The organism is Paenibacillus sp. FSL R7-0026 (genome assembly GCF_038004485.1).
Classification (GTDB): domain Bacteria; phylum Bacillota; class Bacilli; order Paenibacillales; family Paenibacillaceae; genus Paenibacillus; species Paenibacillus xylanexedens_A.
Genome location: NZ_JBBORG010000002.1, coordinates 165,448 through 188,432, shown reverse-complemented (window position 1 = coordinate 188,432; position 22,985 = coordinate 165,448). Strand labels below are relative to the sequence as shown.

The 22,985-nt window shown below is 45.4% G+C and carries 19 protein-coding genes; 14 read left to right on the top strand and 5 right to left on the bottom strand.

The window, feature by feature from the left end; genetic code table 11:
- Positions 1–182 precede the first annotated feature (182 nt).
- Both MKY44_RS29795 and MKY44_RS29790 read left to right on the top strand, forming a co-directional pair.
- A complete protein-coding gene (locus MKY44_RS29795; RefSeq protein WP_341010127.1) occupies positions 183–1,235 on the top strand; it encodes a flavin-containing monooxygenase in 1,053 nt (350 codons plus the stop codon).
- 86 nt (positions 1,236–1,321) lie between these two features.
- Positions 1,322–1,669: a hypothetical protein gene (locus MKY44_RS29790; protein WP_341010126.1), complete on the top strand. Its 348-nt coding sequence runs from the start codon at positions 1,322–1,324 to the stop codon at positions 1,667–1,669.
- A gap of 282 nt (positions 1,670–1,951) precedes the next feature.
- On the opposite strand, the gene MKY44_RS29785 is transcribed toward MKY44_RS29790, so the two are convergent.
- Both MKY44_RS29785 and MKY44_RS29780 read right to left on the bottom strand, forming a co-directional pair.
- Positions 1,952–2,521, bottom strand: coding sequence for a hypothetical protein (locus tag MKY44_RS29785; RefSeq protein ID WP_341010125.1), 570 nt, complete (start codon positions 2,519–2,521; stop codon positions 1,952–1,954).
- Between the two features lie 316 nt (positions 2,522–2,837).
- Entirely contained in the window at positions 2,838–5,957 is a 3,120-nt protein-coding gene (locus tag MKY44_RS29780; RefSeq protein WP_341010124.1) for a glycoside hydrolase family 2 TIM barrel-domain containing protein, read from the bottom strand.
- A gap of 105 nt (positions 5,958–6,062) precedes the next feature.
- Here MKY44_RS29780 and MKY44_RS29775 point away from each other — a divergent pair, with 105 nt between their 5' ends.
- A complete protein-coding gene (locus MKY44_RS29775) occupies positions 6,063–6,917 on the top strand; it encodes a helix-turn-helix transcriptional regulator (RefSeq protein WP_341010123.1) in 855 nt (284 codons plus the stop codon).
- Between the two features lie 5 nt (positions 6,918–6,922).
- Here the strand turns inward: MKY44_RS29775 and MKY44_RS29770 are convergent, their stop codons facing one another.
- Positions 6,923–8,977: a helix-turn-helix domain-containing protein gene (locus tag MKY44_RS29770; RefSeq protein WP_341010122.1), complete on the bottom strand. Its 2,055-nt coding sequence runs from the start codon at positions 8,975–8,977 to the stop codon at positions 6,923–6,925.
- A 262-nt stretch (positions 8,978–9,239) separates the two neighbouring features.
- Here MKY44_RS29770 and MKY44_RS29765 point away from each other — a divergent pair, with 262 nt between their 5' ends.
- The 7 genes from MKY44_RS29765 to MKY44_RS29735 all read left to right on the top strand — a co-directional run bounded on the left by MKY44_RS29765 (position 9,240) and on the right by MKY44_RS29735 (position 15,381).
- Positions 9,240–10,460, top strand: coding sequence for a metal-dependent hydrolase family protein (locus MKY44_RS29765; protein WP_341010121.1), 1,221 nt, complete (start codon positions 9,240–9,242; stop codon positions 10,458–10,460).
- A gap of 61 nt (positions 10,461–10,521) precedes the next feature.
- Positions 10,522–11,688: a hypothetical protein gene (locus tag MKY44_RS29760; RefSeq protein ID WP_341010119.1), complete on the top strand. Its 1,167-nt coding sequence runs from the start codon at positions 10,522–10,524 to the stop codon at positions 11,686–11,688.
- A 256-nt stretch (positions 11,689–11,944) separates the two neighbouring features.
- On the top strand, positions 11,945–12,883 hold the full coding sequence (locus MKY44_RS29755) for a helix-turn-helix domain-containing protein (RefSeq protein ID WP_341010118.1): 939 nt from the start codon (positions 11,945–11,947) through the stop codon (positions 12,881–12,883).
- 27 nt (positions 12,884–12,910) lie between these two features.
- Positions 12,911–13,399 (top strand): DinB family protein, encoded by a 489-nt coding sequence (locus MKY44_RS29750; protein ID WP_036668991.1) that lies wholly within the window; start codon positions 12,911–12,913, stop codon positions 13,397–13,399.
- 188 nt (positions 13,400–13,587) lie between these two features.
- Positions 13,588–13,875: a hypothetical protein gene (locus MKY44_RS29745; protein WP_341010117.1), complete on the top strand. Its 288-nt coding sequence runs from the start codon at positions 13,588–13,590 to the stop codon at positions 13,873–13,875.
- A 172-nt stretch (positions 13,876–14,047) separates the two neighbouring features.
- Positions 14,048–14,740, top strand: a complete 693-nt coding sequence (locus tag MKY44_RS29740) for a hypothetical protein (RefSeq protein ID WP_341010115.1) — start codon at positions 14,048–14,050, stop codon at positions 14,738–14,740.
- Positions 14,741–14,859: 119 nt separating this feature from the next.
- Entirely contained in the window at positions 14,860–15,381 is a 522-nt protein-coding gene (locus tag MKY44_RS29735) for a GNAT family N-acetyltransferase (protein ID WP_101314121.1), read from the top strand.
- Between the two features lie 35 nt (positions 15,382–15,416).
- On the opposite strand, the gene MKY44_RS29730 is transcribed toward MKY44_RS29735, so the two are convergent.
- Entirely contained in the window at positions 15,417–16,661 is a 1,245-nt protein-coding gene (locus MKY44_RS29730; protein ID WP_341010114.1) for a hypothetical protein, read from the bottom strand.
- 16 nt (positions 16,662–16,677) lie between these two features.
- A complete protein-coding gene (locus tag MKY44_RS29725) occupies positions 16,678–17,028 on the bottom strand; it encodes a hypothetical protein (RefSeq protein WP_341010113.1) in 351 nt (116 codons plus the stop codon).
- Positions 17,029–17,466: 438 nt separating this feature from the next.
- On the opposite strand from MKY44_RS29725, the gene rhaD reads away from it, so the two are divergent.
- The 4 genes from rhaD (at position 17,467) to MKY44_RS29705 (ending at position 22,585) form a co-directional block, all read left to right on the top strand.
- Complete coding sequence (gene rhaD, locus MKY44_RS29720) at positions 17,467–18,318, top strand: rhamnulose-1-phosphate aldolase (protein WP_341010112.1); 852 nt, start codon at positions 17,467–17,469, stop codon at positions 18,316–18,318.
- Positions 18,319–18,642: 324 nt separating this feature from the next.
- On the top strand, positions 18,643–20,460 hold the full coding sequence (locus MKY44_RS29715) for an APC family permease (RefSeq protein ID WP_341010110.1): 1,818 nt from the start codon (positions 18,643–18,645) through the stop codon (positions 20,458–20,460).
- Positions 20,461–20,804: 344 nt separating this feature from the next.
- On the top strand, positions 20,805–21,767 hold the full coding sequence (locus MKY44_RS29710) for a carbohydrate ABC transporter permease (RefSeq protein ID WP_341010109.1): 963 nt from the start codon (positions 20,805–20,807) through the stop codon (positions 21,765–21,767).
- On the top strand, positions 21,764–22,585 hold the full coding sequence (locus MKY44_RS29705) for a carbohydrate ABC transporter permease (protein ID WP_341010108.1): 822 nt from the start codon (positions 21,764–21,766) through the stop codon (positions 22,583–22,585). The genes MKY44_RS29710 and MKY44_RS29705 overlap by 4 nt, the downstream gene beginning before the upstream one ends.
- Positions 22,586–22,985: the final 400 nt, after the last annotated feature.

Here is a 22,985-nt window from a genome sequence, read left to right as displayed (position 1 = left end):
TCATAGTTACGTTACATGCAACCTACGCTGAAATGAGTAAAGGCTCCCGTCAGGGAGTCTTTTTAATGTTGTTTTTTTTAAAAAAGTAGGGATGTTTTCTTCTATTGCTAAACAGACAGTTGTTAAGTAAAATTAACATATGAATAAGTACTCATATATTAATACATAAAACGATATTGGGGATGATACATATGTACGATGTATTGGTTATCGGAGCTGGGCAAGCAGGTTTGGCAGCAGGTTACTATCTTCAGAGTTCGGGGTTAACCTTTTTAATTGTTGACGTTGCCTCAACTGTTGGGCAATCTTGGCGTAAACGGTACGATTCCTTGCGTCTTTTCACCCCGCGCATGTATGATGGATTACCCGGAATGCCTCTTAGTGGTAATAAAAATAGCCTGCCAAGCAAAGATGAAATTGCAGATTATTTTGAAAACTATGCTAAACAAATGGAGCTTCCAATAAAGTTAAACTGTGAAATCTCCCGTCTCTCGAAGCAAGATGAGGTGTACTATGCTGAAACCAATGATGGAATGATTGAAGCGCGCAATATTATCGTTGCGACGGGACCTTTCCAGAACAAGAATGTTCCTCATTTTGCGAAATCATTATCCGAGAATGTGATTCAGCTTCACTCATCAGAATATAAAAATATCTCTCAATTGATCCCTGGAACAACAGTAGTTGTAGGCGGAGGGAATTCAGGTGCCCAAATCGCTGTAGAGTTAACATCAGATGAACAACAAACCGTATACATATCCATAGCTCGAAATATAACCTTTAGGCCTTTGCATATCATGAAACGAAGTATATTCTGGTATTTTGAAAAGCTCGGAATATTACGTGCAAGTGCAGATCGTATGGTTGGAAAATGGTTGCGAAATCAGCCTGAGTACGTATATGGCTATGAGTTAAAAGAGTTGATGACCCAGGGAAAAGTTAACATGCGCCCACGTGCTATTAATGCAATAGATGATCGCATCCTATATGAGGATGGTAGTGAGACAACAGTAGACAATATTATTTGGGCGACTGGGTTTAAGCGAAATGATGGTTGGATCGATATCAATACTGCTTTGGATGCCCAAGGTGTAATTATACACGAGAGAGGCGTATCACCGGTTGCTGGACTGTACTTTGTAGGGCTACCTTGGCAAACATCACGGGGTTCAGCACTTTTGGGATGGGTTAAATACGATGCTCAGAAAATCGTTAATCATGTGATACAAAGGTAAGACGCATTATATTAGGCAGATGCTCGGGATGAGTAGAAAATATCATAACTCACATTTTTGGGTATATTCCTAAAAGGAGGGATTTGATGAAATTATTCAAACTGCCAATTATTCTTTGTGTTATAGTACTTTTATCTATTGTCTCAGCTTGTGGTGCTGATGATAGGCTACACGGAAAAAGCGATAACTGGGATGTGTCTCTTCAGAGGTCAACAGGGATCTATAGTATTACTTATATAGGTGATGAAAAGCGTATAAAAGATTTTGTGTTTGACCTTACCGGCAATAATATAGACCAACAGGGGAAAGCGCTTGAAGAACAAGGGGTACCGTTCAGTATGTCGGGAACGGTTACTGAGGCGGAGAATACGAAAGATCCAATTACCTTTAAAATGAGTTGGAACAATCAGAGCGAGATTGTAACTTTTGAGTAACTCTCGCATGCGGGAGGTGTTCATCATTGGACTTATGGCAACTATTAATCGCCTGGATATGCATTGTTTGTTGGATTGTCACTTACAAAGATAAGATCAGTAAATGGATACTGTACCCTGTATCGCTTTTTTGTATAGTGATCACTTTAATTTTTTGGCTTACTAATCCATAAAATAGGAAAATGTTAGATCAGAGACTGTGACTACTGAATTATCCAAAAAAAGTACATATCCCACGTCAGGCCGTTCCTTCATGGAACGGCCTTTTTGCACAATCGCATCTTATTTCGCAACAGTTATCTCAAAAGTCGAGTGCTCATGATCCTGTACGCTGAAGCGATATTCAAATCCATTTCGAACCGTCGCTCCATCAAAATCAGACTGATTCACATCACGATCCAATAGACCGATATCCTGGATGACATCTTGTGCATCGTTATACGTGTACTCACTATTGGTTGTGAGAATGAGTGTGGCGATAGCAGTCATAAAAATTCCACCTGTTGGTTTACGCGTATCACCAGTTCCGTACAACCTGACTTCCTGTATGCTCTCATCTGCATTCACTGCACCAACCAAACGCAACTCGTCATTGAATACATACTCGAAAGTGCCAGTGCCCTGCTCAGAAGACTCTTTCATATTCAAACGGGTAATACTCAAACCATTCAGCCGGTATTTGCCCACGGCGCCATTAAACTTGTTTTTAAATTCATCGGTAGTCATGTGGAGGCCAGAAAGTTTAATCTGGGGTGAAGTTGCCGGATTTTTTTCTGTTGTAGCGTCACTTGATTCGTGTTCCAACGCCTGATCAATTTCAGACTGAGTAGAGTTCAAAGATAAATTCAGCATCCCATACAAACCTATTGAAGCAATTGCAAAACAGGCCGTCGTAAGAAAAATATATCTGATCGGCAACCTATCACCTTTCCGAATAGATAAGATCATCAGAACAACAAATCCCAAGAAAGCGATCAAGCCAAAAATGAAGAGAGCGGTAAACAGATATTGCAAAGTCTCACCTCGTAATAGAGTAATAGCTGGTAAAGATCTTTTCTTGCATCTCATTCATTATAATGTTCCCATGACAAAGTTCAAACTCCCACTATTCACTGCCCCAACAAAAAAAAAGCACTGCCGGCATGCTGCCAGCAGTGCTTGCTTGATGTTATACAGGTCTTACCGTAAAGGTGAAGTGATACGCGCGGTTGGCTGGCAAAGTGTATTCAGGATGGGTACGTGCGCCCCAGCTGTCATCTCCGCCAACACCCATTTGTTTGTAATTGATGCGGGTGATAGTCTGTGTGCTCTGAGGTAATTTGTACACATGGTCGTTTGCTTCCAGTTCCTCCGGTGTCCACGGCAACGCATTGATTTCAAATGGTATGGTTGCTTCAACATGAAGGCCGAGCTGACCATCCGCTGATGTAATTCCAGCAAAGCGTACATCCGTTTTGTTACCACACTCTTGTGGTTTCAGATATGGAACAAATTGATCTCGAACCGCACCTGTGTAATAACCGAGACGTGCACTGGTTAGACGGTCAGCATAATTGTCATGCGGGCCTCTGCCGTACCAAGAGATTGTATCCAAGCGGTTATTCAGTTGCAGCAGCATACCAAATTCCGGTAGATCAGGTAAGTCTACGCCTGGAATAAGGGTTTGACTGATTTCCAATACACCATCCGCATCAATTCGGTATGTGATGGACAGCGTACATCCCGGATGTTGATCCCACGTATAATCGGTCGTTACGAGAATGACTTGCTCGTCTACATGGTGCTCGAAGCGAATTAATCTGCTGGTAGCGTGAGCATCTCTCCAGAAGGCAGAACGCTCATTCAGGCGGTTCCCCATATCATTGTCTGTCATGGCTCTCCAAAAATTCGGCCGGACAGGTGCGAGCAATTGCTCCTGATTGTTGATTTGATAGGATGTTAATGCGCCAGTAGCTGGATTGAAGCTCAACGTGACTTGGCCTGTAGTCACTTTCAATTCATCTTCCAGATCCTGTACCTGCGGCGCATTGCCTTGCTCTTGGTGTACCGCTTGGATTGGCCGCAATCGCGGAGATACCACGAATTGATCCCAGGCAATCTCATGACCTATTCCAGCCCATTTGGTTGCCACTTTGGTGACCAGAGATACAGTCAGCACCGCTTCCTTGAACAAATCGGATGATGGCGTGTACGGGATACGGACTTCAACCGATTCGCCAGGAGGTACTGCGATATCCAACGTGCCGTTCTCTACGGATACACCATCGTGTGTTACTGTCCATACGAGCGAATATTCGCTCAGATCCGTGAACAGGAACTGGTTTTTGATACGAAGCAGGCCGTCTTTGATATCAACGGTTTCCATACGAACGTTCTGATAACATTTCTTCACTTCTTCCAGCTTCGGTGTAACTGTCTTATCCGCCAGAATCAGTCCGTTCCCGCAGAAATTGCCATCATGAGGAGATTCACCGAAATCGCCGCCATAAGCAAAATATTCTACACCGTCTGCCGTAGTGGTACGAATGGACTGATCAACCCAGTCCCAGATGAATGCACCCTGCAACACATCATATTTATCGAACAAATCCCAATACAGATGCAGACCTCCACAAGAGTTACCCATGGCATGGCTGTATTCGCAGATAATATAAGGTTTCTTCGGACCCTTCATGCGCGCGTATTGCTCCACATCTTGTGGGCTGATATACATTGTCGATTCAATATCACTTGCCGAATCAGAAGGGCGATAATGGAAAGTCCCTTCATAATGAACGAGACGAGTTGGATCGACTTGTTTCAGATAATCGTACATGGCGATGAAGTTATCGCCGCCGAAGGATTCATTACCCAGAGACCAGATAATAACGGACGCATGGTTTTTGTCCCGCTGGAACATCGAGTTACAGCGATCTATTACGTTATTACGCCATTCCGGCTTGCTCGCAGGAATATTGTTTTCGTTCATTTCCTTTTGCCCATATTCCCAGGTACCGTGAGTTTCCAGATTCGTTTCGTCAATGACATAGAGGCCATATTCATCACACAGTTCGTACCAGAGTGACTGATTCGGATAATGGGATGTACGCACGGCGTTAACGTTATAGGACTTCATCAACTCGATGTCACGGATCATGTCTTCCCGCCCAATGGCTCGACCCTTATCCGGGGAAAATTCATGACGATTCACGCCTTTGAACACAATGCGTTTGCCATTGATTTGCATCAGGCCGTCCTTCAGTTCAAACTTGCGGAATCCGATCCGGCTGCGGACCGCTTCCAGTGTTTCGCCTGATTCGTCCTGAATGGACAGCACAAGTGTATACAGGTTAGGGGACTCAGCGCTCCATAGTAGCGGCTTCATAACCTCTGCTGAAAACTGGAATGAAAGTTCATCCTCGCCCTGGAAAGTAACGGCCGCAGTAAGTGGTTGCTTCAGTACAGTCTGCTGTTGTGCATCATAGAGCTGCGCCTGAACGGACAATCCGGCAGGGGTCTGCGCGGCATTATGATTAAATAATTTCAAATCCAGCAGTAGCTCCGCATCCTGATACGCGTCATCCAGTTCAGTACGAACAAAGAAATCGGCGATCTGAACCGGTGAAGGTGAATGCAGGTATACACCACGGAAGATGCCGCTTAACCGCCAGAAATCCTGATTCTCCAGCCAGCTCGCATCACACCAGCGATATACCTCCACAGCGAGCTTGTTCTCACCTTCCGTTAGATACGAAGTGATATCGAATTCTGCGGGTGTGAACGTGTCTTCGCTATAACCGACGAGTTCCCCGTTGACCCATACATAAAAGGCAGATTCAACACCCTCGAAGTGCAGCAGGACAGGACGGTCTTTCCAGTCAGCAGGAACAGTAAACGTGCGGATGTACGAACCCACCGGATTATAAGTTGTTGGTGCAAATGGTGGCTTCAATTCAGGCTCACGCTCGACCCACGGATACGTCATATTTGTATAGTGGGGATAATCGTAACCTTGCAGCTGCCAGTTGGAAGGAACGGCGATCTCGTCCCAGTCACTGGCATCATAGTTGTTCTCATAAAAGGATGAAATCCGTTGCTCCGGTGTCTCCGCAAAGGCAAACTTCCATTGACCATTCAGTGATTCGTACCATGGCGATGCGCTGGAATCATTGGACAATGCTTCTGCTATAGATGGAAACGCTACCATAGAAGCATGTGCGGGTAGACGGTTTATTTGAAAAGTCTCCGGATTATTGTTCCATTCCGGGTATCCATTTGCCGGAGGGGTGTGTACCAGTTTCTTTCGCATAACAGCAACTCCTTCTGAAATGTTATAATATTGTCATTATAGAATTGAATGATGACTTAGAGAATAAAGAATATTGCCCATATATATCACAATATGAAACTAACGATGAAGAAAGTGGTGTACTGGATGGATACCCGGATTTTTTTTGGTAAAACAGAAGAAGCTGCTCGCCTGCCGATCTATATGACCACGGTTGGTTACTGGGAACACCAATATGAAACCGAGCGTCCAGAGGGGTTCCCGGATTATCAGATCCACCAGATTATTCATGGTCAGGGGAGATTGATTATACAAGAAGACGAGTATATCGTCGGACCGGGTGACGTTTTCTTCCTGTATCCCGATGTTCCGCATCGATATATGCCCATCAGTGACCGCTGGGAGCTGGCTTGGGTCTCGTTTCAGGGGAGAGAAGCCAGCCAGTTATTATCTTATGCGGGGATAACCGGTTCACGCGTATGCAGACTCAGGACAGCCACACTGCTGCATGGGCTGGAGCAACTTCTGGTTAGAGGAGAGAATGACGGTGATACGGATTACGCAGATTACGATGTGGAGTGTTCCAAACAATTATATGCCCTGCTGTTGGATCTGAAGCCACTGCTCATCGCATCCGCCAATTATAATGATGAACTGGAGCGCTTGAAGCCTGTGCTGCGTTATATCGCAGAGCATCTGGATCGTTCGCTTTCGCTGAAGGAACTGGCCGATGTGGCTGTGGTATCTCCCCAATATTTGTGCAGGCTGTTTCAGAGGGCACTCCATACCAGACCTGTATTTTACGTGAACCAGGAACGGATCAATCGAAGCAAACAGCTCATGTTCAGTGAGAGAGAGCTTCGAATATATGAAGTGGCTGATCGGGTGGGTTACGAGAACGCCAGTTATTTCTGTGCGATGTTCAAAAGGCATACAGGCATGAGTCCGGAGCGTTTTCGCAAACTGCACGGACTGAATTGATGGAGTTACAATTTTAGTGCTCCACTCGCGGTAGGAGCAACAGAGTATACTTCGCTTAAATGACATGCCAGATACACCTTCATCCAACCCTCGGAATCGTTCAGATCAACACCTAGAATCTCCTCTATTTTGCGCAGGCGCAGATACAACGTATTGGTATGAATATGCAGACGTTCGGCTGTGGCTTGCACAGATCGATTCGCGGCAATGTAGGTTTTGAGTGTGAGTTCAAGCTCTCCTGATTTTTGCTGTTGAAGAGGGGACAGAATTTCGTGAATGTAGTTCTCGATATCGGAAGCTTCCTGATTAAGAAACAGGCGATTGATCCCGATTTCTTCGTAGAGCATCAGGCCCGCTTTGTTTTGTTTCAGCAATAAGGACAATGAGCGTGTAGCCTCGTCATTGCTTTTGGACACATACTCAAGCCCTTGATAAAGTCCACCGATACCGATGGATAGGGCAGGAGTCTTGGAGGTGGTCCATTTCTCCACAGCCGTTTCCAGCCTGCTGATGATCCAGTGTCTGACCTTGGGCTCGGATGCAGCAGCCAGAATCGTAATTTTGTGATGTGCACTGAACAATAGATGTTCGCGGGTACCCAGCTCCTTTTCGATAAATCCAATCAACTTGCGCACCCAATTTTCAGTTGTTTTCATATCGGGATGTTCCCCGTAGAGCTGCAATTGAGCGACGAACAAGGACTGATGGGCTGGCAACTGAAAGCTGGAAAGTCGTGCCTCCAACTGCTGTGGTTCTCTATATTGTACGAGATCGCTGAAGAAATCATGGTTTTTCCGATAGGACATTTCGGTGAGTGAGTAGGTATTCACCATCTCCAGCATCACAATAGCTCCGCCTTGTTCCAAAATCACATGATCCAACTGACCTAACGGATGATCTAATTGGATGGCAAAACAGCCAAGCACCAGAGATCCGTTCACAATGGGATAGAGGTAATAATCGCTATGATCCGTTCCACCGGATAAGGTGATGGGGTTAAACTGACTGTCCAGAGCGGTATAGATATCGAGCTCACTTAGCAAGACACTTTCCGGGATGAGCGGGTACCAGTCATTTCTCGCCATGTCCACATAATAGGTGGGAAGTTTCAGCATCGACCCAACCGTCTCAATGATATGTCCGAGGCTCACATGTTCAATGGAAAGTGCCGTGAATTGATTATGAATTTCATTGCGGCTAACGAGATATCGGTTCGTCTCCAGCAGTTCTGAATACATGGTGGCGTTGGAGATGGCAATGGCTGCCTGATCCGCAAATCCCTGCATCACATTCAGATCATGTGGGGCAAATCGTCTGTTTTGTTCAAATTGGTATACCAGCATTACACCGATTTTGTGAGTATTCATTGTCACGGGAACGGCGATAAGTCCTTTTGCCATAATACCGTCAGGCAGTGAACTTACAATGATATCTGCATTCTCCTGACTAACATTGCCCATATCTTTAAAGGCATCATCCGGTGTGCTATACATTCGGCCAATGCCTTCCTCGTATACTTTTCCCGTAATGCCCTCATCCAGCTCGCCCTGATATTGATACACACTATCCTGAAAACCGACTTTGGCTCTAGGAATCATCTTGCCAGAGTCCGGATCAACCATCATGAACAGTCCGTAGGAAAGGGAGGGGATGACATGGAGCGCATTCTCCATGATTTTGAGTAACAAATCGTTCAGCTCTAGGGAACAGGTCAGCTCCCGCAGTCCGGTCAACCATCGATCATTGTGTGCACGTTCCTTCTCAATCTGCTGCTTCAGCAGTCCTTCCCGAATCAAAGACTCCAGACGTTCACTCTGTAGCAGGGTAAGTTGCTTCTGGGTATCGATAACCACACGAATGTTGATGTTAGACAAAAAAACAAACGTATACCTGAGAATCTTCCAGGATGACTCAATCTGTTCTTGATCTATATATTCAGGTAACTCTCCTTCACGCAGCCAGTTATTCCACTGGAAATCATATTCATCCTTGATCCAGATTCCGTACGGAACAGACCCAAAGACTTGAACCATAAATGAGCGAACCGCTTCATGAATCATAGCAAACGTACTCCTTTTGTGTTCACATGGCAAAATGCTTACATATATAACATGATCTTCACTATGCTGTGTGATTTATATTTTATATTGTGTATATCACCATAATTAATATCAAAATGCTGTTGTTATCAACAATGACATTATACATTTGCAACTTATATAATGTCATTAACTTTAACACGATACAATTTCATCGTAGTACAACAGTAGAGCTGTAAATAGTTGAACTTGCAACCAAGTCTGAAAATGAGGTGGAGTACAGATGAGTCAAATTACTGCTTTTGTAGGTGCATTGTTGATTGATGGACAAGGTGGAGAGCCTGTTTCCGATAGTGTGGTCCTGGTTGAGAACGGGAAATTCATAGCTGCGGGTGCGAAAGCAACCGTTCCAATTCCGGAACATGCCGAGCTTGTTGATGTATCAGGCAAAACGGTGATGCCAGGATTAATCGATGCCCATGTCCATGTACACGGGGCCAAAAATCTAAATATGGCTGCGGTGGCGCTGGAAGCCAATGAACTCCAGATGGGGAGAGCACTTCAGGATCTGCCGAAGCTGATCAACGCAGGATTTACAACCGTCAGGGATGTCGGTAGCCATGTTGCTGTATACATTCGTGATCTGATCAAGGAAGGTGTGGTGAAGGGGCCGCGGATTAAAACTTCCCGTCATATGCTCTCTCAGACGGGTGGACATGCAGATATCCATATGATTCCAACGGAACTGAATATCTTCACCGTGTGTGACGGTGTTCCGGAAGTCATTAAGGCAACACGCACGCAGTTCCGTGAAGGGGCGGATTTCATTAAAGTGTGTTCCACAGGCGGGGTACTTTCGGAGAAAGATGACCCTCGCTGGTCGCAATTCCGCATGGATGAGCTGAAGGCGATCGTGTATGAAGCGGAAGCGGTACAGTCTTATGTGGCTGCACATGCGCAAGGTGCACAGGGGATCAAAAATGCGTTGGAAGCGGGCGTACGCACCATTGAACACGGGATCTACATTGATGAAGAAGGCATTGGCATGATGCTGGATCAAAAGGCGGTTCTGGTTCCAACGCTGGCCATTGTACATCGGATCATCAAAGAAGGGCATAAATACGGTGTTCCCGAATTTGGCATCCGCAAAGCCAAAAGTGTATATCAGGAGCATATTGAGAACATGATTATCGCGCGTAAGGCAGGCGTAACCATTGCAGTAGGGACAGACTTCTGCACGTGTGCACCTGTTGAGCATGGCGGGAATGCACTCGAACTTCGATTGCTTGTTGAAGATGTTGGATTTACGCCGATGGAAGCGATCGTAGCCGCAACAAGAGATGCGGCGAGAGCGATGCAGATGGAAGCGGAGATCGGTACGATTGAGCCTGGCAAAGCTGCTGATCTGCTGGTACTGAATGTGAATCCGTTGACGGATATTGGGCTGCTCGAAAACACAGAGAATATCGAACAGGTCTATTTATCAGGTGAACGCTTGAAATAAGAAAGATGGTTCTACGTGAACTGAACTGCACTGACAACATAGAGAATGGGGAGAAGTCACCATGTTTAGTCAACCGATATATATCGCCACAGTATTACTAGTTATTTTAGCTATAGGGGAACTGGTTTCGATCTGGTCCAAAGCGCGAATTCCTTCCTTGCTTGTTATTCTGATCGGATATTTGCTGCTGAACTGGGCGGGGTTATTTCCTAAAGGAGTGGTATCCAGCTCTGCTCTGACGGCGTTCGGGGCTCTCATGGTGGCTCCGTTGATTGTACACATGGGGACATTAATACCGCTGAAATTAATACGTTCCCAATATAAAGCTATACTGATCTCATTGTTCGCATCACTCACGGCGACAGGTCTTATCCTGTTAATCGTATCACCATTCTATGGTTATCCTACGGCTGTTGCCGGATCAAGTCCGGTTGTTGGTGGCATTATCTCTTATCTGATCACAACAACGAAGTTGCAGGAGATGAATCTGGGTCATCTGATTACAATTCCGGCTGTTATTCTGGGTATTCATTCCCTCGTGGGGATGCCGATTGCAACCAATATGTTGCGCAGATATGCGCTGAAACTGCAGAAGCAGGGCGCTTTTGAGAACAAGGTTGCTGGGGAAAGCCATGTGAACATTAAAGAAGCGAATGCCAAAACATTCCTTCCACAGCGATTCCAAACCGCACCTATCCTGCTGTTGCTCTTGTTCATTATGGGCAGTCTATCCATTTATCTAGGCAATATAACCGGACTTAGCTACAGTATCTGGGCTCTGTTGCTTGGGGTTCTCGGACATCTGATCGGACTGTTCCCATCTCGTATTCTGGATAAAGCAAGTACATCGGGAATTGCCATGATAGGTCTGATCGTAGTCGTTATGACAAGTATGGAGTCGATCACTTTCGATGCGGTGGTTAGTTCCATTATTCCAGTGTTGTTCATTATCGCAATCGGTGTAATTGGGGTGCTGATCGGTGGATTTGTTGGCTCTAAGCTGTTCAAATGGGACCCGCTCAAAGGTCTGCCTGTGGCACTGACTGCACTATTCGGTTTTCCGGGGGACTACATTATCTGTGAGGAAGTAAGCCGTTCAGTTGGACGTGATGAAAATGAACGCAAAGCCATCCTTGATGAGATTTTAACGCCGATGCTGGTAGGTGGATTCACAACGGTCACAACAGCATCCGTGTTAATTGCATCCATACTGATCAAGACACTTTAAGAGGTTGTTCAAAAACGGTCTTGTCGGACATGCACTATAAGAAAAATTGATGTTCTTTTCATCCCAATTTCAGTTTCCATTAAGGTTGGGAAGGTAAGATAAGTCTTGTAAACCCCTTCTCGTGTTAAATAGATGTGTGACTGGCCCTATCGGATTGTCCTCCGGTAGGGCACTTTTTTTCTTCATTTCTTCGGTTGATGGTATGATAGATAAATACATAATGTGTAACCAACTCTAGTGACCGGAGGATGGAATTGTGGATCACAGCTTGCACCCGTTGTTTAAGCCTATTCAGATAAATGGAACGTACCCTGACAGTTATTATGTTGAGAAAATACCTGCTGCCGGCCTGGTGGCTTATGTGGCCTGTTATTGGGAATCAGGATCTCTTCCGAACACACATGCGGATGTTGCTAAGAGAGAATGTCCAGAGCGATCGATGACGACGACGGTACCTGCCCGGGTATTACCGGATGGTTGCACGGACATGCTGATTACATACGACCCGGTCTGTTCAGAGCACTCCTATGCTTACTGTGGCAATTATACACAGCCGTTCGCTGTACCTGAGCCATCCGATGATGGTTCCCCTGCTGGAGATTATACCTTTGGTGTCCGGTTCTTCCCGGGTGGAGCGCATGTCTTCCATGGCATGCCTCTGGAGTGGTTTACGGATAAGCGAATTGCACTTCAGGAATGTTGGCCGGAGAAGCTGAACGAGCTTCAGGGACGGATGGCCGAAACGAATAGTTTTGCGGAGCGAGTGGAGGTTATGAATGCGTACTTGAGTCCGTTGCCCGTGCAGGCAAGCACATCTGAGAACAATTTGATGAAAAACGTGCTGCACCGCATCTTTATAGATGGGGGACGTATGAGTGTCCAAGAGCTGGCGATGCGTGAAGTGATCAGTGAACGGCAGTTGCATCGCAAGTTCTCGGAATGGGTAGGAATCAGCCCCAAGCGATTCAGTGAGGTGGTTCGTTTTCATCGTGTGCTGAGTGATATTCATCAGGGGAACACGACAGATTGGGCAATGCTTGCCCAGAATCATGGTTTCTTTGACCAAGCCCATCTGATTCGGCAATTTCGGAAGTTTTATGGAGAGACTCCGTTGACGGCAGCCAGGGAGCATGGCAGAATGTTGTCCGATTTGTACAATAGATCTGTAGCACCTTCGGTTATACTGAAGTCGTGAGAATAAAAGATAAGGGAGACATCATATATGAATGGAACATTGCAGATTCGGGATCATTTGTTGAATGAGTTGGAAACAGGCGTACGGACGGGGGCTTCGTTAATTCGCTTGATCCGTTCGGAGGATTGGTCTTATCGTCCACAGGAGAATATGCGTTCATTGGTGGAGCTTGTGCATCACTTTATCCAGATTACCGCATCCGATCTTGCCATTATGCAGGAAAAAGGTGAAGCTGAAGTTGGACTGGTGGAGAATAGCCTGTCGGGGATTGAAGATATCGAGAAGCTTGAAGCAACATTATGGAGCAATTTCGAATCCTACAAAGCTTATATCAAAGGATTGAGCGAAGACGACTTTTTGAATCGTTCAACAAAAGCTTTTTATATGGAACATGGTCACTTGCAGGTTCAATGGCAGATTGAAACGGTAACGCATGTATTCCATCACCGTTCGCAGCTGTATAACTATCTCAAACAGCAGGGCCATGAACTGAACTTTTTCATGCTGTATGCGTAATTAAATCTGTAATATTAAAGTAAGCTAAGTTGGTTCCACCGGATGGTCCGGTGGGGCTTTTTTGCGTACATTCGTCTATCAATCTATGGAGTCTATCAAAATTGGACATTATGACGCTGGTAATTCACCGTTGCTTTAATAGATTTCAAGCATAGAATACCGTATCACAGCAAAAGGAGGTGATTTCAATGGCCATCCTTTTACCGCAACAGTTTTACAATCTTCCTGCCGGAGTAGGCAAATCCTACTACGAAAACTTGGCTGGAGGCACCAATGCCAGTGCTACAGTGAACAACGCTGGACCTTTTCCGGTATCTCTCGTGATTACACGTGTTAATGCACCAGTAGTCACTTACGTTGTTCCTGTAAACAGCAGCCTTACCATTTCTGCAGGTGGAGTTCTGGTGTTTGCTTTGTTAGCTAACCTTGGCGGTGCAGCTTCCGGAACAATTCAATTTGCCACAGCAGATTTGTAATTGATGTGGACTGGAATGGAATGGCCTCTGTCGGACATCTTGTCGGCAGGGGTTTTTCTTTTTTATGTGGAACCTTCTGGATTGAAAGTGATATTATACTAGAGTCTTATTATTTGATTAATAGGTTGTTATAAGAATGAATTTCTTATACAACGAGAGAAAGGGAGATTTGATGTTTAGAAAGATGTTCATCTATATTATGGGGGTAAGCTTAGGATTGTCTGTAATTCTGTTACCACATGTTGCTCAGGCTGCGAGTGAGTTGGCTACTCTGGAGTATGGCAATGGGGCTACATATTATGGAGAGACCAAAAATGGAAAACCTCACGGGAATGGAACCATGACCTGGGGGAAAACCAAAACCTACAAAGGAAGCTGGGCACAGGGGAAACGTTCGGGACACGGCGTATATAAAGTTATAACACGCGGAGAGGACAGTATTACAGAGTCCAAGTATGATGGGAACTGGAGGAATGATAAAAAGGATGGTAAAGGTAAACTTCAGGTTAACGAAATAGCATTGACTGGAGATATGCTGGAATCGCGAATCCAAACAGGGACATTTGCAAAAGATCAGTGGATTGCAGGCTATGATGTACGAAATGGAGAATATGATCCGCCATATTCGTTTCTTTACAAAGATTCGAAATTGAGACTCGAAATTTGGGGAGATATCGGAAATATTTTGAATGGATTAAAGAATAACTATTTTTTCTTGTTTACATACCAAAAGGGAAAAGTATATAAAAGTGTTGGTGTTGGAGATGAGTATAATCCTAAGCAATTTAGTTCCTTCATAAAAAGTGTAGAGAAAGAGATCAAGCCTCACATCAATCAATTTGAGAAATTGGCTAAGCAATTATAAGTGTAATTAGAAGGTATGAACGTATACAGATTATAAATGTTGTTTATCCTGACGGTCATTCGATTAATTTAAGGTATAGGCGGCACGCAGATTGGTGTTGGCATACAGGAGGTTAGTGGATGATGAATAGAACAATCTTATTTGAAACAGAACGGTTGGAATGTGCGACTTGGAACGAAGGAGATCGTGCGCTGGCGTTTGCATTGTGGGGCGATCATGAGGTTGCCAAATGGATTAGCAGCAAGGGATTTCTGAGCGAGGATGAAGTAGAAGCGAGATTAACACAGGAGATTCAAAGGCAGAAGGAAGCGGGTGTGCAATATTGGCCTCTTTTTGAGAAAGAGTCCGAGGTGTTTGTGGGCTGTTGTGGCCTGCGTCCGTATTCTCCTGAAGAGGAGATCTATGAATTAGGATTTCATCTAACCCGGGATCACTGGGGGAAAGGGTATGCACAGGAAGCGGCGCGGGCGGTAATTGGTTATGCCTTTGACACAATGAATGTGAAGGCACTGTTTGCCGGGCATCATCCGGATAATGAAGTGTCACGTCACATCTTGATCAAGCTGGGATTTGAGTATACAGGTGATGAACGTTATGAACCAACAGGCAAGATGCATCCATCGTATGTGCTGCGAAAATAAGAAACCCCCGACCAGTGAAGGACAGGGATTACATGTTAGGCGATACTGAATAATACGGTTTTGGTTCCCACAAGTATAGATCCGCTGTTAACAAAATAATAGTTGGAGGCGGCATCCAGCGTTAAAGGTCCTGTCCAGGTGATCGTAGCAAACTGACTACTGAATATGCCTGTTGGAGGGACGTCACTTAAGGCGAGTGTAACGGTCACATTGCCATTAATCGTGGAATTGGTAATGTGGGAGTATCCTCTTACATTAATGGTGCTGTCTGAAGTGCTATCTACCATCCGTTGAATATTCAAACCGTTATGAACCATGGTGTTGATGCGACTGTGATACAGGTACGTATTCAGATTACCCATATGACCGGATTGTACGATATTTCCAACAACTCTGGCATTAAGCAATTGGAATTCAATGGTTGTAAACGGGTCACCAACAGCTACATTCTGAAAAGTAACGTTACCACTTATAATGGCACCGTCCGTGTAGTTGGTGTGTGTACTGACGGACGTGCCGTCATTAAACGTTCCTATAACCGTAACAGGACGAGCATCAAATGCAGGTCCTTGAACCAGATAGACATCTTCTGCAGCCTGGCTTGTCTGGATCGTGACATTGCGGGGAATGGAAGAAGCGAAGTTGGCTAGATCCGAATTTCCGAGTTGCCAGGGGCCAAGTCCCAAAATTTGCACATGTCTTGCGGGAGGAATAACAATGTCTTCATTGAAGGATGAATTGCCGGCAATTAGAATAATCAACCGGGCTCTCATGCCAAAAGTAACCGCAAGAGGGCTGTTCGTGGCTGCGTCGATAGCAGCCTGCAGAGAATTAAATGGATCAAAGGGTGATCCGGTACCCGGTCCAGGAGCACTGGAATCCGCCCAGTAAATTGTCTGTCCCCACTCGAAGTCGGGAGTGCCACCTTCAGCACCCAGCAACTCAGAAGTCACCAGTCGATGTGCAGCGACCAATTGTCCTGTGGCATTTTTGCCCCACATGGAAACGTCGGTTAAGCTCTCCGCCAAGCCACTGGTAGTGAAAATAAATTCGAAGCCATCCAAGTTTGCAAAATAACTCTTGGTGAAGACTTCATTGGGCGCAAGCGAGATAGATTCCAGTACATACAAGGTCCGCGTTCCGTTCAGCGCATATCCTTCGATAAGAACATTTGAGGCGTTGATTGGATCTTCGTTATCTATTTTGACAGTAACCGATTGGGTGAGTCTTGATCCGGATACCAGATTGTTCTCAATGGGTCCGGATGAGATTGTGGCCATCTTTGTTTCCCCCCTTTTATAGAACTAGTTCATTCGAAACAATGCGATGTGCGGTGACGATTTGCCCGTTACTGTCTTTTCCCCACACTGAAATTTCAGTTGATGCAGCTGCGCCTCCACCCGTTGTGAATACATATTCGTATCCATCCAGATTGGCAAAGTAGGTTTGAGAGAAGACTTGCCCGGGGGTCAGATTAACGGATTGAAGCACATATAAGGTCCTCGTTCCATTCAGGAAATAACCTTGAATGAGTACATTGGACGTATTGATGGAATCGGTGTTGACCATTTTGATGGTGACTTGTTGTGTAGGCCTGCTGCCACCGGAGAGATTGTTCTCGATCGGGCCTGTAGAAAGGACTGCCATAGGTTCATCTCCTTTTTTATGAATGTCTTTTCCTGAGAAAAGCTAGAATAGCATATGTTAGAATTGACGAAAGCGTTTGGACAGATAGATAGATGTACTGACTGAAAAGAAGGCACTCAAATTTCTGTCCAGAGGGGATATATGTTTTCATGCTTTTTTTATTTCGCTTTCAGCTTCTATTAAGGTAGCAGAGGTAAGATAAGTCTTGTAAACCCCTTCTCGTGTTAAATAGATGTGTGACTGACCCCGCCGGACGCCGGTGGGGTATTTTTTTTGTTTTATTTTCAAATAAACAAAACTAAACAAAAATAAATAAAAGTATATTTCTTTGTTTTTTATTGACTATCAAAGATAAACAAAGGTATAATGAATGTGAAATAAAGAACTTACTATGTACGTGGCAAGCCATATGATTTTCAATATAAGGAGAGATTGATTATGAACGTGACCCTTACGAATGACACAACACAGGTTGCAGGTTTCCATATTCCATTTGTCCGTGAGATGGCTGAGATTACACAACATATGTGGAAAAATGGCTGGGATGAGCGCAATGGTGGTAATGTCAGCTATCTGCTGGAGGAAGAGGAAGTTGTCCAATATATCGATATCCATCATGTGATTCGCAAGATCAAACCGGCATTTTCGGTGCAGGAGCTGGCAGGCAAGTATTTTATCGTGACGGCATCGGGCAAATATTTTAAAAATGTACTCGCTGATCCCGAGAGCAACCTGGGGTTGCTACGTATATCGCAAGATGGTCAGGAGCTGGAAGTGCTCTGGGGATTGAAGTCGGGGGCAAACCCAACAAGTGAGTTGCCTACACATTTCATGAGCCATATTGAACGTTTGAAGCTGGACCCGAACCACCGGGTTGTCATGCACAACCATGCCACTCATGTATTGGCCATGACGTTTATCCACGAATTGGATGAGGCAAAATTTACGAAGACCCTCTGGCAGATGTGCACGGAGTGTGTGGTTGTATTCCCGGATGGGATTGGTATTATTCCATGGATGATTCCTGGATCGAACGAGATTGGCCGCGAAACGGCTGAGAAAATGAAAGAATACCACGCGGTCATCTGGCCGCAACATGGTATCTTTGGAACAGGCACAACGATTGACGAAGCTTTTGGTCTCATTGAGACCATCGAGAAGGCAGCCCAAGTGTATATGCTGGTTGCTGGTCACGAGATCCGGCAGAGAATTACGGACGAACAGCTGACCACACTGGCACAAGCGTTTGGTGTTACTCCTCGTCCAGGCATTCTGGACGTGAAGGTGTAACGAATTAATCCGAGGTTAACAACAATTGAAAGCTTGATCTGACGCGTAGTGATTCTGATTGAGAATATTGATTCGTTATATACAGGAGGTGGTCTTTGGTTCACTGAACCAAAGGCCATTTTCTGTTTTTCGGCTAACAAACGTCGTTTTGGTTCAAAATAGTTCAAAATACTAAACAAGAATGGCTTTGTTATCGATTATTGAATCGTAGGATGCATTATCACGCGCTGGCGAAATTCGGGTGAAATGACGTATTGTCAACGGCTCTGCGATTTTGCATAATAACAATGCTTCACAGATGAGAGATGGAAGGAAGTTATGATCATGCTTGGCAAAATGAAGAGAATCTTAATAGGCAAGCCCATGAAATCGGCTGAACTGGATGGAGAAAAATTGGGGAAATGGAAGGCGCTCGCCATCCTGTCCTCGGATGCCCTATCCTCCGTTGCCTATGGTACGGAACAGATTTTGCTGGTGCTCGTTGCGGCCGGATTCGCCGCCCTGTGGTACTCCGTTCCGATTTCCATCGCCGTGCTGGGATTACTCGTCATTTTAATTTTTTCATATCGCCAGACGATATTTGCTTATCCAACAGGGGGCGGCGCTTATATCGTAGCAAAGGATAATCTAGGTACAACATCCAGTCTGATTGCCGGAGGATCTCTGCTGGTCGATTATATTTTGACCGTTGCGGTAAGTTCGTCCGCAGGGACGGATGCGATTACGTCGGCTTTTCCTATGCTTCATGACTACAGTGTTGTAATTGCTCTGATTATGATTGTATTTCTAACGATTATGAATTTGCGGGGAGTGACGGAGTCAGCGTCTGTGCTGGCGATCCCCATCTATCTGTTTATCTTTTCGATTGCGGTTCTGATTATCTCGGGCGGAATCAAATTTCTTGCCGGGGGAATGGAAGCAGCTGCACCTGAATTCGGAACAAGTCTATCCCATGTGAGTATGTTTCTGTTATTAAAAGCATTCAGCTCCGGATGTTCGGCCTTGACGGGTGTGGAAGCGGTAAGTAACGCGATCCCGAACTTCAAGCAGCCTGCCGAGAAAAATGCCGCGGGTACATTACTGCTCATGGGTTGTATATTGGGAGCCATGTTCATTGGCATCACCTTACTGGCTTTCGGTTATGGGGTGAAGCCTGACCCCAAAGCAACGGTCATTTCCCAGATTGCTGAAGCGACGTTTGGCAGGGGCACGATGTATTTTATCATCCAAGGTGTAACGGCACTGATCCTTTTCCTCGCAGCGAACACAGCTTATTCGGCTTTTCCGCTGTTATCCTTCATGATGGCAAAGGATAAATACATGCCGCATGCATTTATGGTCAGAGGAGACCGCCTTGGTTTCTCAAACGGGATCATTTTCCTCAGTGTGATGTCTGCGCTGCTGGTGGTCGGGTTCAAAGGCAATACGGAAAGCCTGATTCCGCTCTATGCGGTAGGGGTGTTCATTCCATTTACCCTGTCACAGCTTGGCATGATGATTCGCTGGATCAAAGTCAAACCGTCTGGCTGGCAGATGAAATTGCTGGTCAATACCGTCGGTATGCTGACTACATTATCGATTACCCTGATCTTTATTTTCACCAAGTTCACACAGACATGGGTCATCTTTATCTTTTTACCACTCGTTGTTTATGTGTTCATGCGTATTCACCGTCACTATTGCAACATTGCCGATGAGCTGCGGATTGATATTCAGGTTGATAAGCCAGCCAAAAAAGGCAATACGATAGTCATTCCTGTTGCGGGCATTACCCGGGTCGTCATGAATACGATCAGTTACGCCCAGACGATGTCGGATCACGTGGTCGCGCTGTACATTGGCTTCGATGATGAGGCGATACGCAAGATGGAGCAGAAGTGGGAAGAGTGGAATCCAGGTGTTCGTCTGGTCGTGATCAAATCGAGATACCGTAGCATTATGGGGCCGCTGAAGAAATTTATTGATACAGTAGAGTGGAAAACGGCTGAGACCGATCATATCACCATTCTAATTCCGCAATTCATCACCAAGCACTGGTGGCAAAATGTACTGCACAACCAGACCAGCTTCATGATCCGGGCCTATCTGATCAATTACAAAGACGTGATTGTCACCACGGTACCTTATCATCTTAATCGTTAACTCGAACGGTTAATCGCTTCACCTTGTTTGGAAGATTTACAGATTATTGTAAAATGAGTCGCGTTTATTAATAGGCAAACGTTCATATTCCATTTACACATCGAACCGCAGGGATATCTCCAAAAAGGGGAGTTCTTGCGGTTTTTTTGTTTTGAAATCCGGTCTGGATACCGCTTTCGAATAGATACACATTTGCGTAAAGTCCCTTGTCCATGATTAACGTTACGTTGATTCAGAATGAATTTTGCTGTGACATTCGACTCTTACACTAGATAACGTGGTGCTGAAGTTGGTGTAACATTTCACACACACTGAATGCGTGAAACAAGGGGGAAGAAAATCCGATGAGTGAGCTTGATAACCGGATCAGCTTGCCCGCCGCCAAACGGCGCGTATCCGGTGCGAGTGAGCGCCGGACAGCCTCGCTGCGTGTGCAGCGAATGCGGGAGAATCTGCTGGCCTATGGTTTCCTGGCACCATCGCTGCTTTTGTTTGCAGTGTTTCTGTTTTACCCGATGTTTAAGTCCGTGTATCTCAGCCTGCATTCCACAGATCCGACGGGGCAGATTGCGGCTTATGTAGGACTGGATAACTTCAAGGCGGTGTTCCAATCAGGACTGTTTATGCAAGGGATGAAAGTGACATTACTATTTGTCCTGTTTACAGTGCCTACGGGCATGCTGGCTGCTCTGATTCTGGCTGCACTGACCCACAACCGATTCAAGGGAATGCGTGTGTTCCAGTTTGTATTCTCTCTGCCCGTGGTGTTATCCGTGGGTTCGTCAGCGGTCATCTGGAAGTTTCTGTTCCATCCGACACTGGGCATGCTGAATTATCTGCTTGGCAAAGTAGGCATTGATCCAATTCCCTGGCTTACCAGCCCAGATTGGGCATTGATCTCAATTTCCATCATGACAATCTGGATGAACCTTGGATTCAACTACATTATCCTATCCAGTGGTTTGGCAGGCATCCCGGATGAGATCTATGAGAGCGCCAAGATTGACGGCGCAGGACCCTTGCTGACGTTTCGCAAAATCTCGATGCCGCTACTGTCACCAACGTTATTTTTTGTTACGGTCGTATCAATCATTGGTGCTTTTCAATCGTTCGGTCAGATCAACATTCTAACCCGGGGTGGCCCGATGGACAGTACAAATGTTTTTGTCTATTCCATCTATCAGGAAGCCTTCGTTAATTTTCGCTTTGGTACAGGTAGTGCGCAGGCACTGATCCTGTTTGTGGTGATTATGCTGCTGACCCTGATCCAGTTCAAATGGGTAGAAAGGAAAGTGCATTACCAATGAGTGCGACATGGACCAAAACGCTGTTGTATGTACTACTGACGATCTGTGCAGCGCTTGTGCTGTATCCGGTGATGTACACCTTTTTCATGGCCGTGATGACGCCGGAAGATGCGAGCGCTTATCCGCCGCATATCATTCCAAATTCAATTGATCTGTCCAACTTTAGCGAAGTGTTCGATATTGTTCCGATCGGCCGATTTATCAGCAATACCTTTCTTGTCGCAGGACTGACAACGCTTGGTCAATTGATTACAGCGAGTATGGCAGCCTATGCTTTTGCAAAAATGCAGTTCAAAGGCAAAAACGTCATCTTCAGCATGTTTGTCGCAACGATGATGATTCCATGGGAAGTAACGATGATCCCCAACTACCTCACGGTTCGTAGCTGGGGCTGGCTGGATAGTTATCAAGGGCTGACGGTGCCGTTTCTGGCAACGGCGTTTGGTACATTCCTGCTAAGACAGTTCTTCATGCAGCTACCCAAGGAATTGTTCGAGGCGGCGAGGATCGACGGTTGTGGTCATATTCGCTATTTCATATCGCACGTCTTGCCTTTGTCCCGTCCGGCACTTGGAACACTGGCAATCTATTCATTCTTAAGCATGTACAATTCGTATCTCTGGCCGCTGCTGGTGACAAACACACCAGAAATGAGAACCGCGCAGATCGGAATCTCGATGCTGGAGTTCCAGGAATCCACAGCGTGGAATCTGGTATTTGCCGGAACAGCCATGGTTATTCTACCATCCTTACTGTTATTGATTTTCGGGTTGAAACAGCTTGTCCGCGGAATGGCCGCAGGCGCGCTGAAGGGGTAAGGAGAGTAAGTTTTAATACTATTTAATTGAAGTGTAAGCTCTGAAGGTTTTGATCTAAAGATTTTAATTTAGAGGTTTTGATTAAAGGTTTTAAATTAAACCTTGTATCTTCGTACAAGGTCTAAGGTTTGGATACCAGGAGCGAATAAAATGAGGCTCGTATTTTCAATTAGTCACTTGAAGAGCTGCAAAAGTAGTGAAGGAGAAGAATCGATTCTGAAGAAGCGAAGCGTTCGCCTTTATCCCCGGATTTTCCCCTTTGAAAGGGAGAATGAAAAAAATCCGGGGGTAACAGCGATCAAAAGAACGATTCATATCCGGAACGGCCACCTTGCAGCACCCAAAGCACTTATGTTGAAGCGAGCCATATAAAAGGAGAGCGATTTCGTTTGAAAAAAAG

Bases quoted from the DNA above. Each gene is read 5' to 3' on its own strand.
- MKY44_RS29780 (WP_341010124.1), bottom strand. From the start codon at position 5,957: ATGCGAAAGAAACTGGTACACACCCCTCCGGCAAATGGATACCCGGAA.
- MKY44_RS29740 (WP_341010115.1), top strand. From the start codon at position 14,048: ATGTTTAGAAAGATGTTCATCTATATTATGGGGGTAAGCTTAGGATTG.
- MKY44_RS29735 (WP_101314121.1), top strand. From the start codon at position 14,860: ATGATGAATAGAACAATCTTATTTGAAACAGAACGGTTGGAATGTGCG.
- MKY44_RS29765 (WP_341010121.1), top strand. From the start codon at position 9,240: ATGAGTCAAATTACTGCTTTTGTAGGTGCATTGTTGATTGATGGACAA.
- MKY44_RS29710 (WP_341010109.1), top strand. From the start codon at position 20,805: ATGAGTGAGCTTGATAACCGGATCAGCTTGCCCGCCGCCAAACGGCGC.
- MKY44_RS29705 (WP_341010108.1), top strand. From the start codon at position 21,764: ATGAGTGCGACATGGACCAAAACGCTGTTGTATGTACTACTGACGATC.
- MKY44_RS29730 (WP_341010114.1), bottom strand. From the start codon at position 16,661: ATGGCCACAATCTCATCCGGACCCATTGAGAACAATCTGGTATCCGGA.
- MKY44_RS29750 (WP_036668991.1), top strand. From the start codon at position 12,911: ATGAATGGAACATTGCAGATTCGGGATCATTTGTTGAATGAGTTGGAA.
- MKY44_RS29760 (WP_341010119.1), top strand. From the start codon at position 10,522: ATGTTTAGTCAACCGATATATATCGCCACAGTATTACTAGTTATTTTA.
- MKY44_RS29790 (WP_341010126.1), top strand. From the start codon at position 1,322: ATGAAATTATTCAAACTGCCAATTATTCTTTGTGTTATAGTACTTTTA.
- MKY44_RS29715 (WP_341010110.1), top strand. From the start codon at position 18,643: ATGCTTGGCAAAATGAAGAGAATCTTAATAGGCAAGCCCATGAAATCG.
- MKY44_RS29795 (WP_341010127.1), top strand. From the start codon at position 183: ATGATACATATGTACGATGTATTGGTTATCGGAGCTGGGCAAGCAGGT.
- MKY44_RS29745 (WP_341010117.1), top strand. From the start codon at position 13,588: ATGGCCATCCTTTTACCGCAACAGTTTTACAATCTTCCTGCCGGAGTA.
- rhaD (WP_341010112.1), top strand. From the start codon at position 17,467: ATGAACGTGACCCTTACGAATGACACAACACAGGTTGCAGGTTTCCAT.
- MKY44_RS29785 (WP_341010125.1), bottom strand. From the start codon at position 2,521: ATGCTGAATTTATCTTTGAACTCTACTCAGTCTGAAATTGATCAGGCG.
- MKY44_RS29725 (WP_341010113.1), bottom strand. From the start codon at position 17,028: ATGGCAGTCCTTTCTACAGGCCCGATCGAGAACAATCTCTCCGGTGGC.
- MKY44_RS29775 (WP_341010123.1), top strand. From the start codon at position 6,063: ATGAAGAAAGTGGTGTACTGGATGGATACCCGGATTTTTTTTGGTAAA.
- MKY44_RS29770 (WP_341010122.1), bottom strand. From the start codon at position 8,977: ATGATTCATGAAGCGGTTCGCTCATTTATGGTTCAAGTCTTTGGGTCT.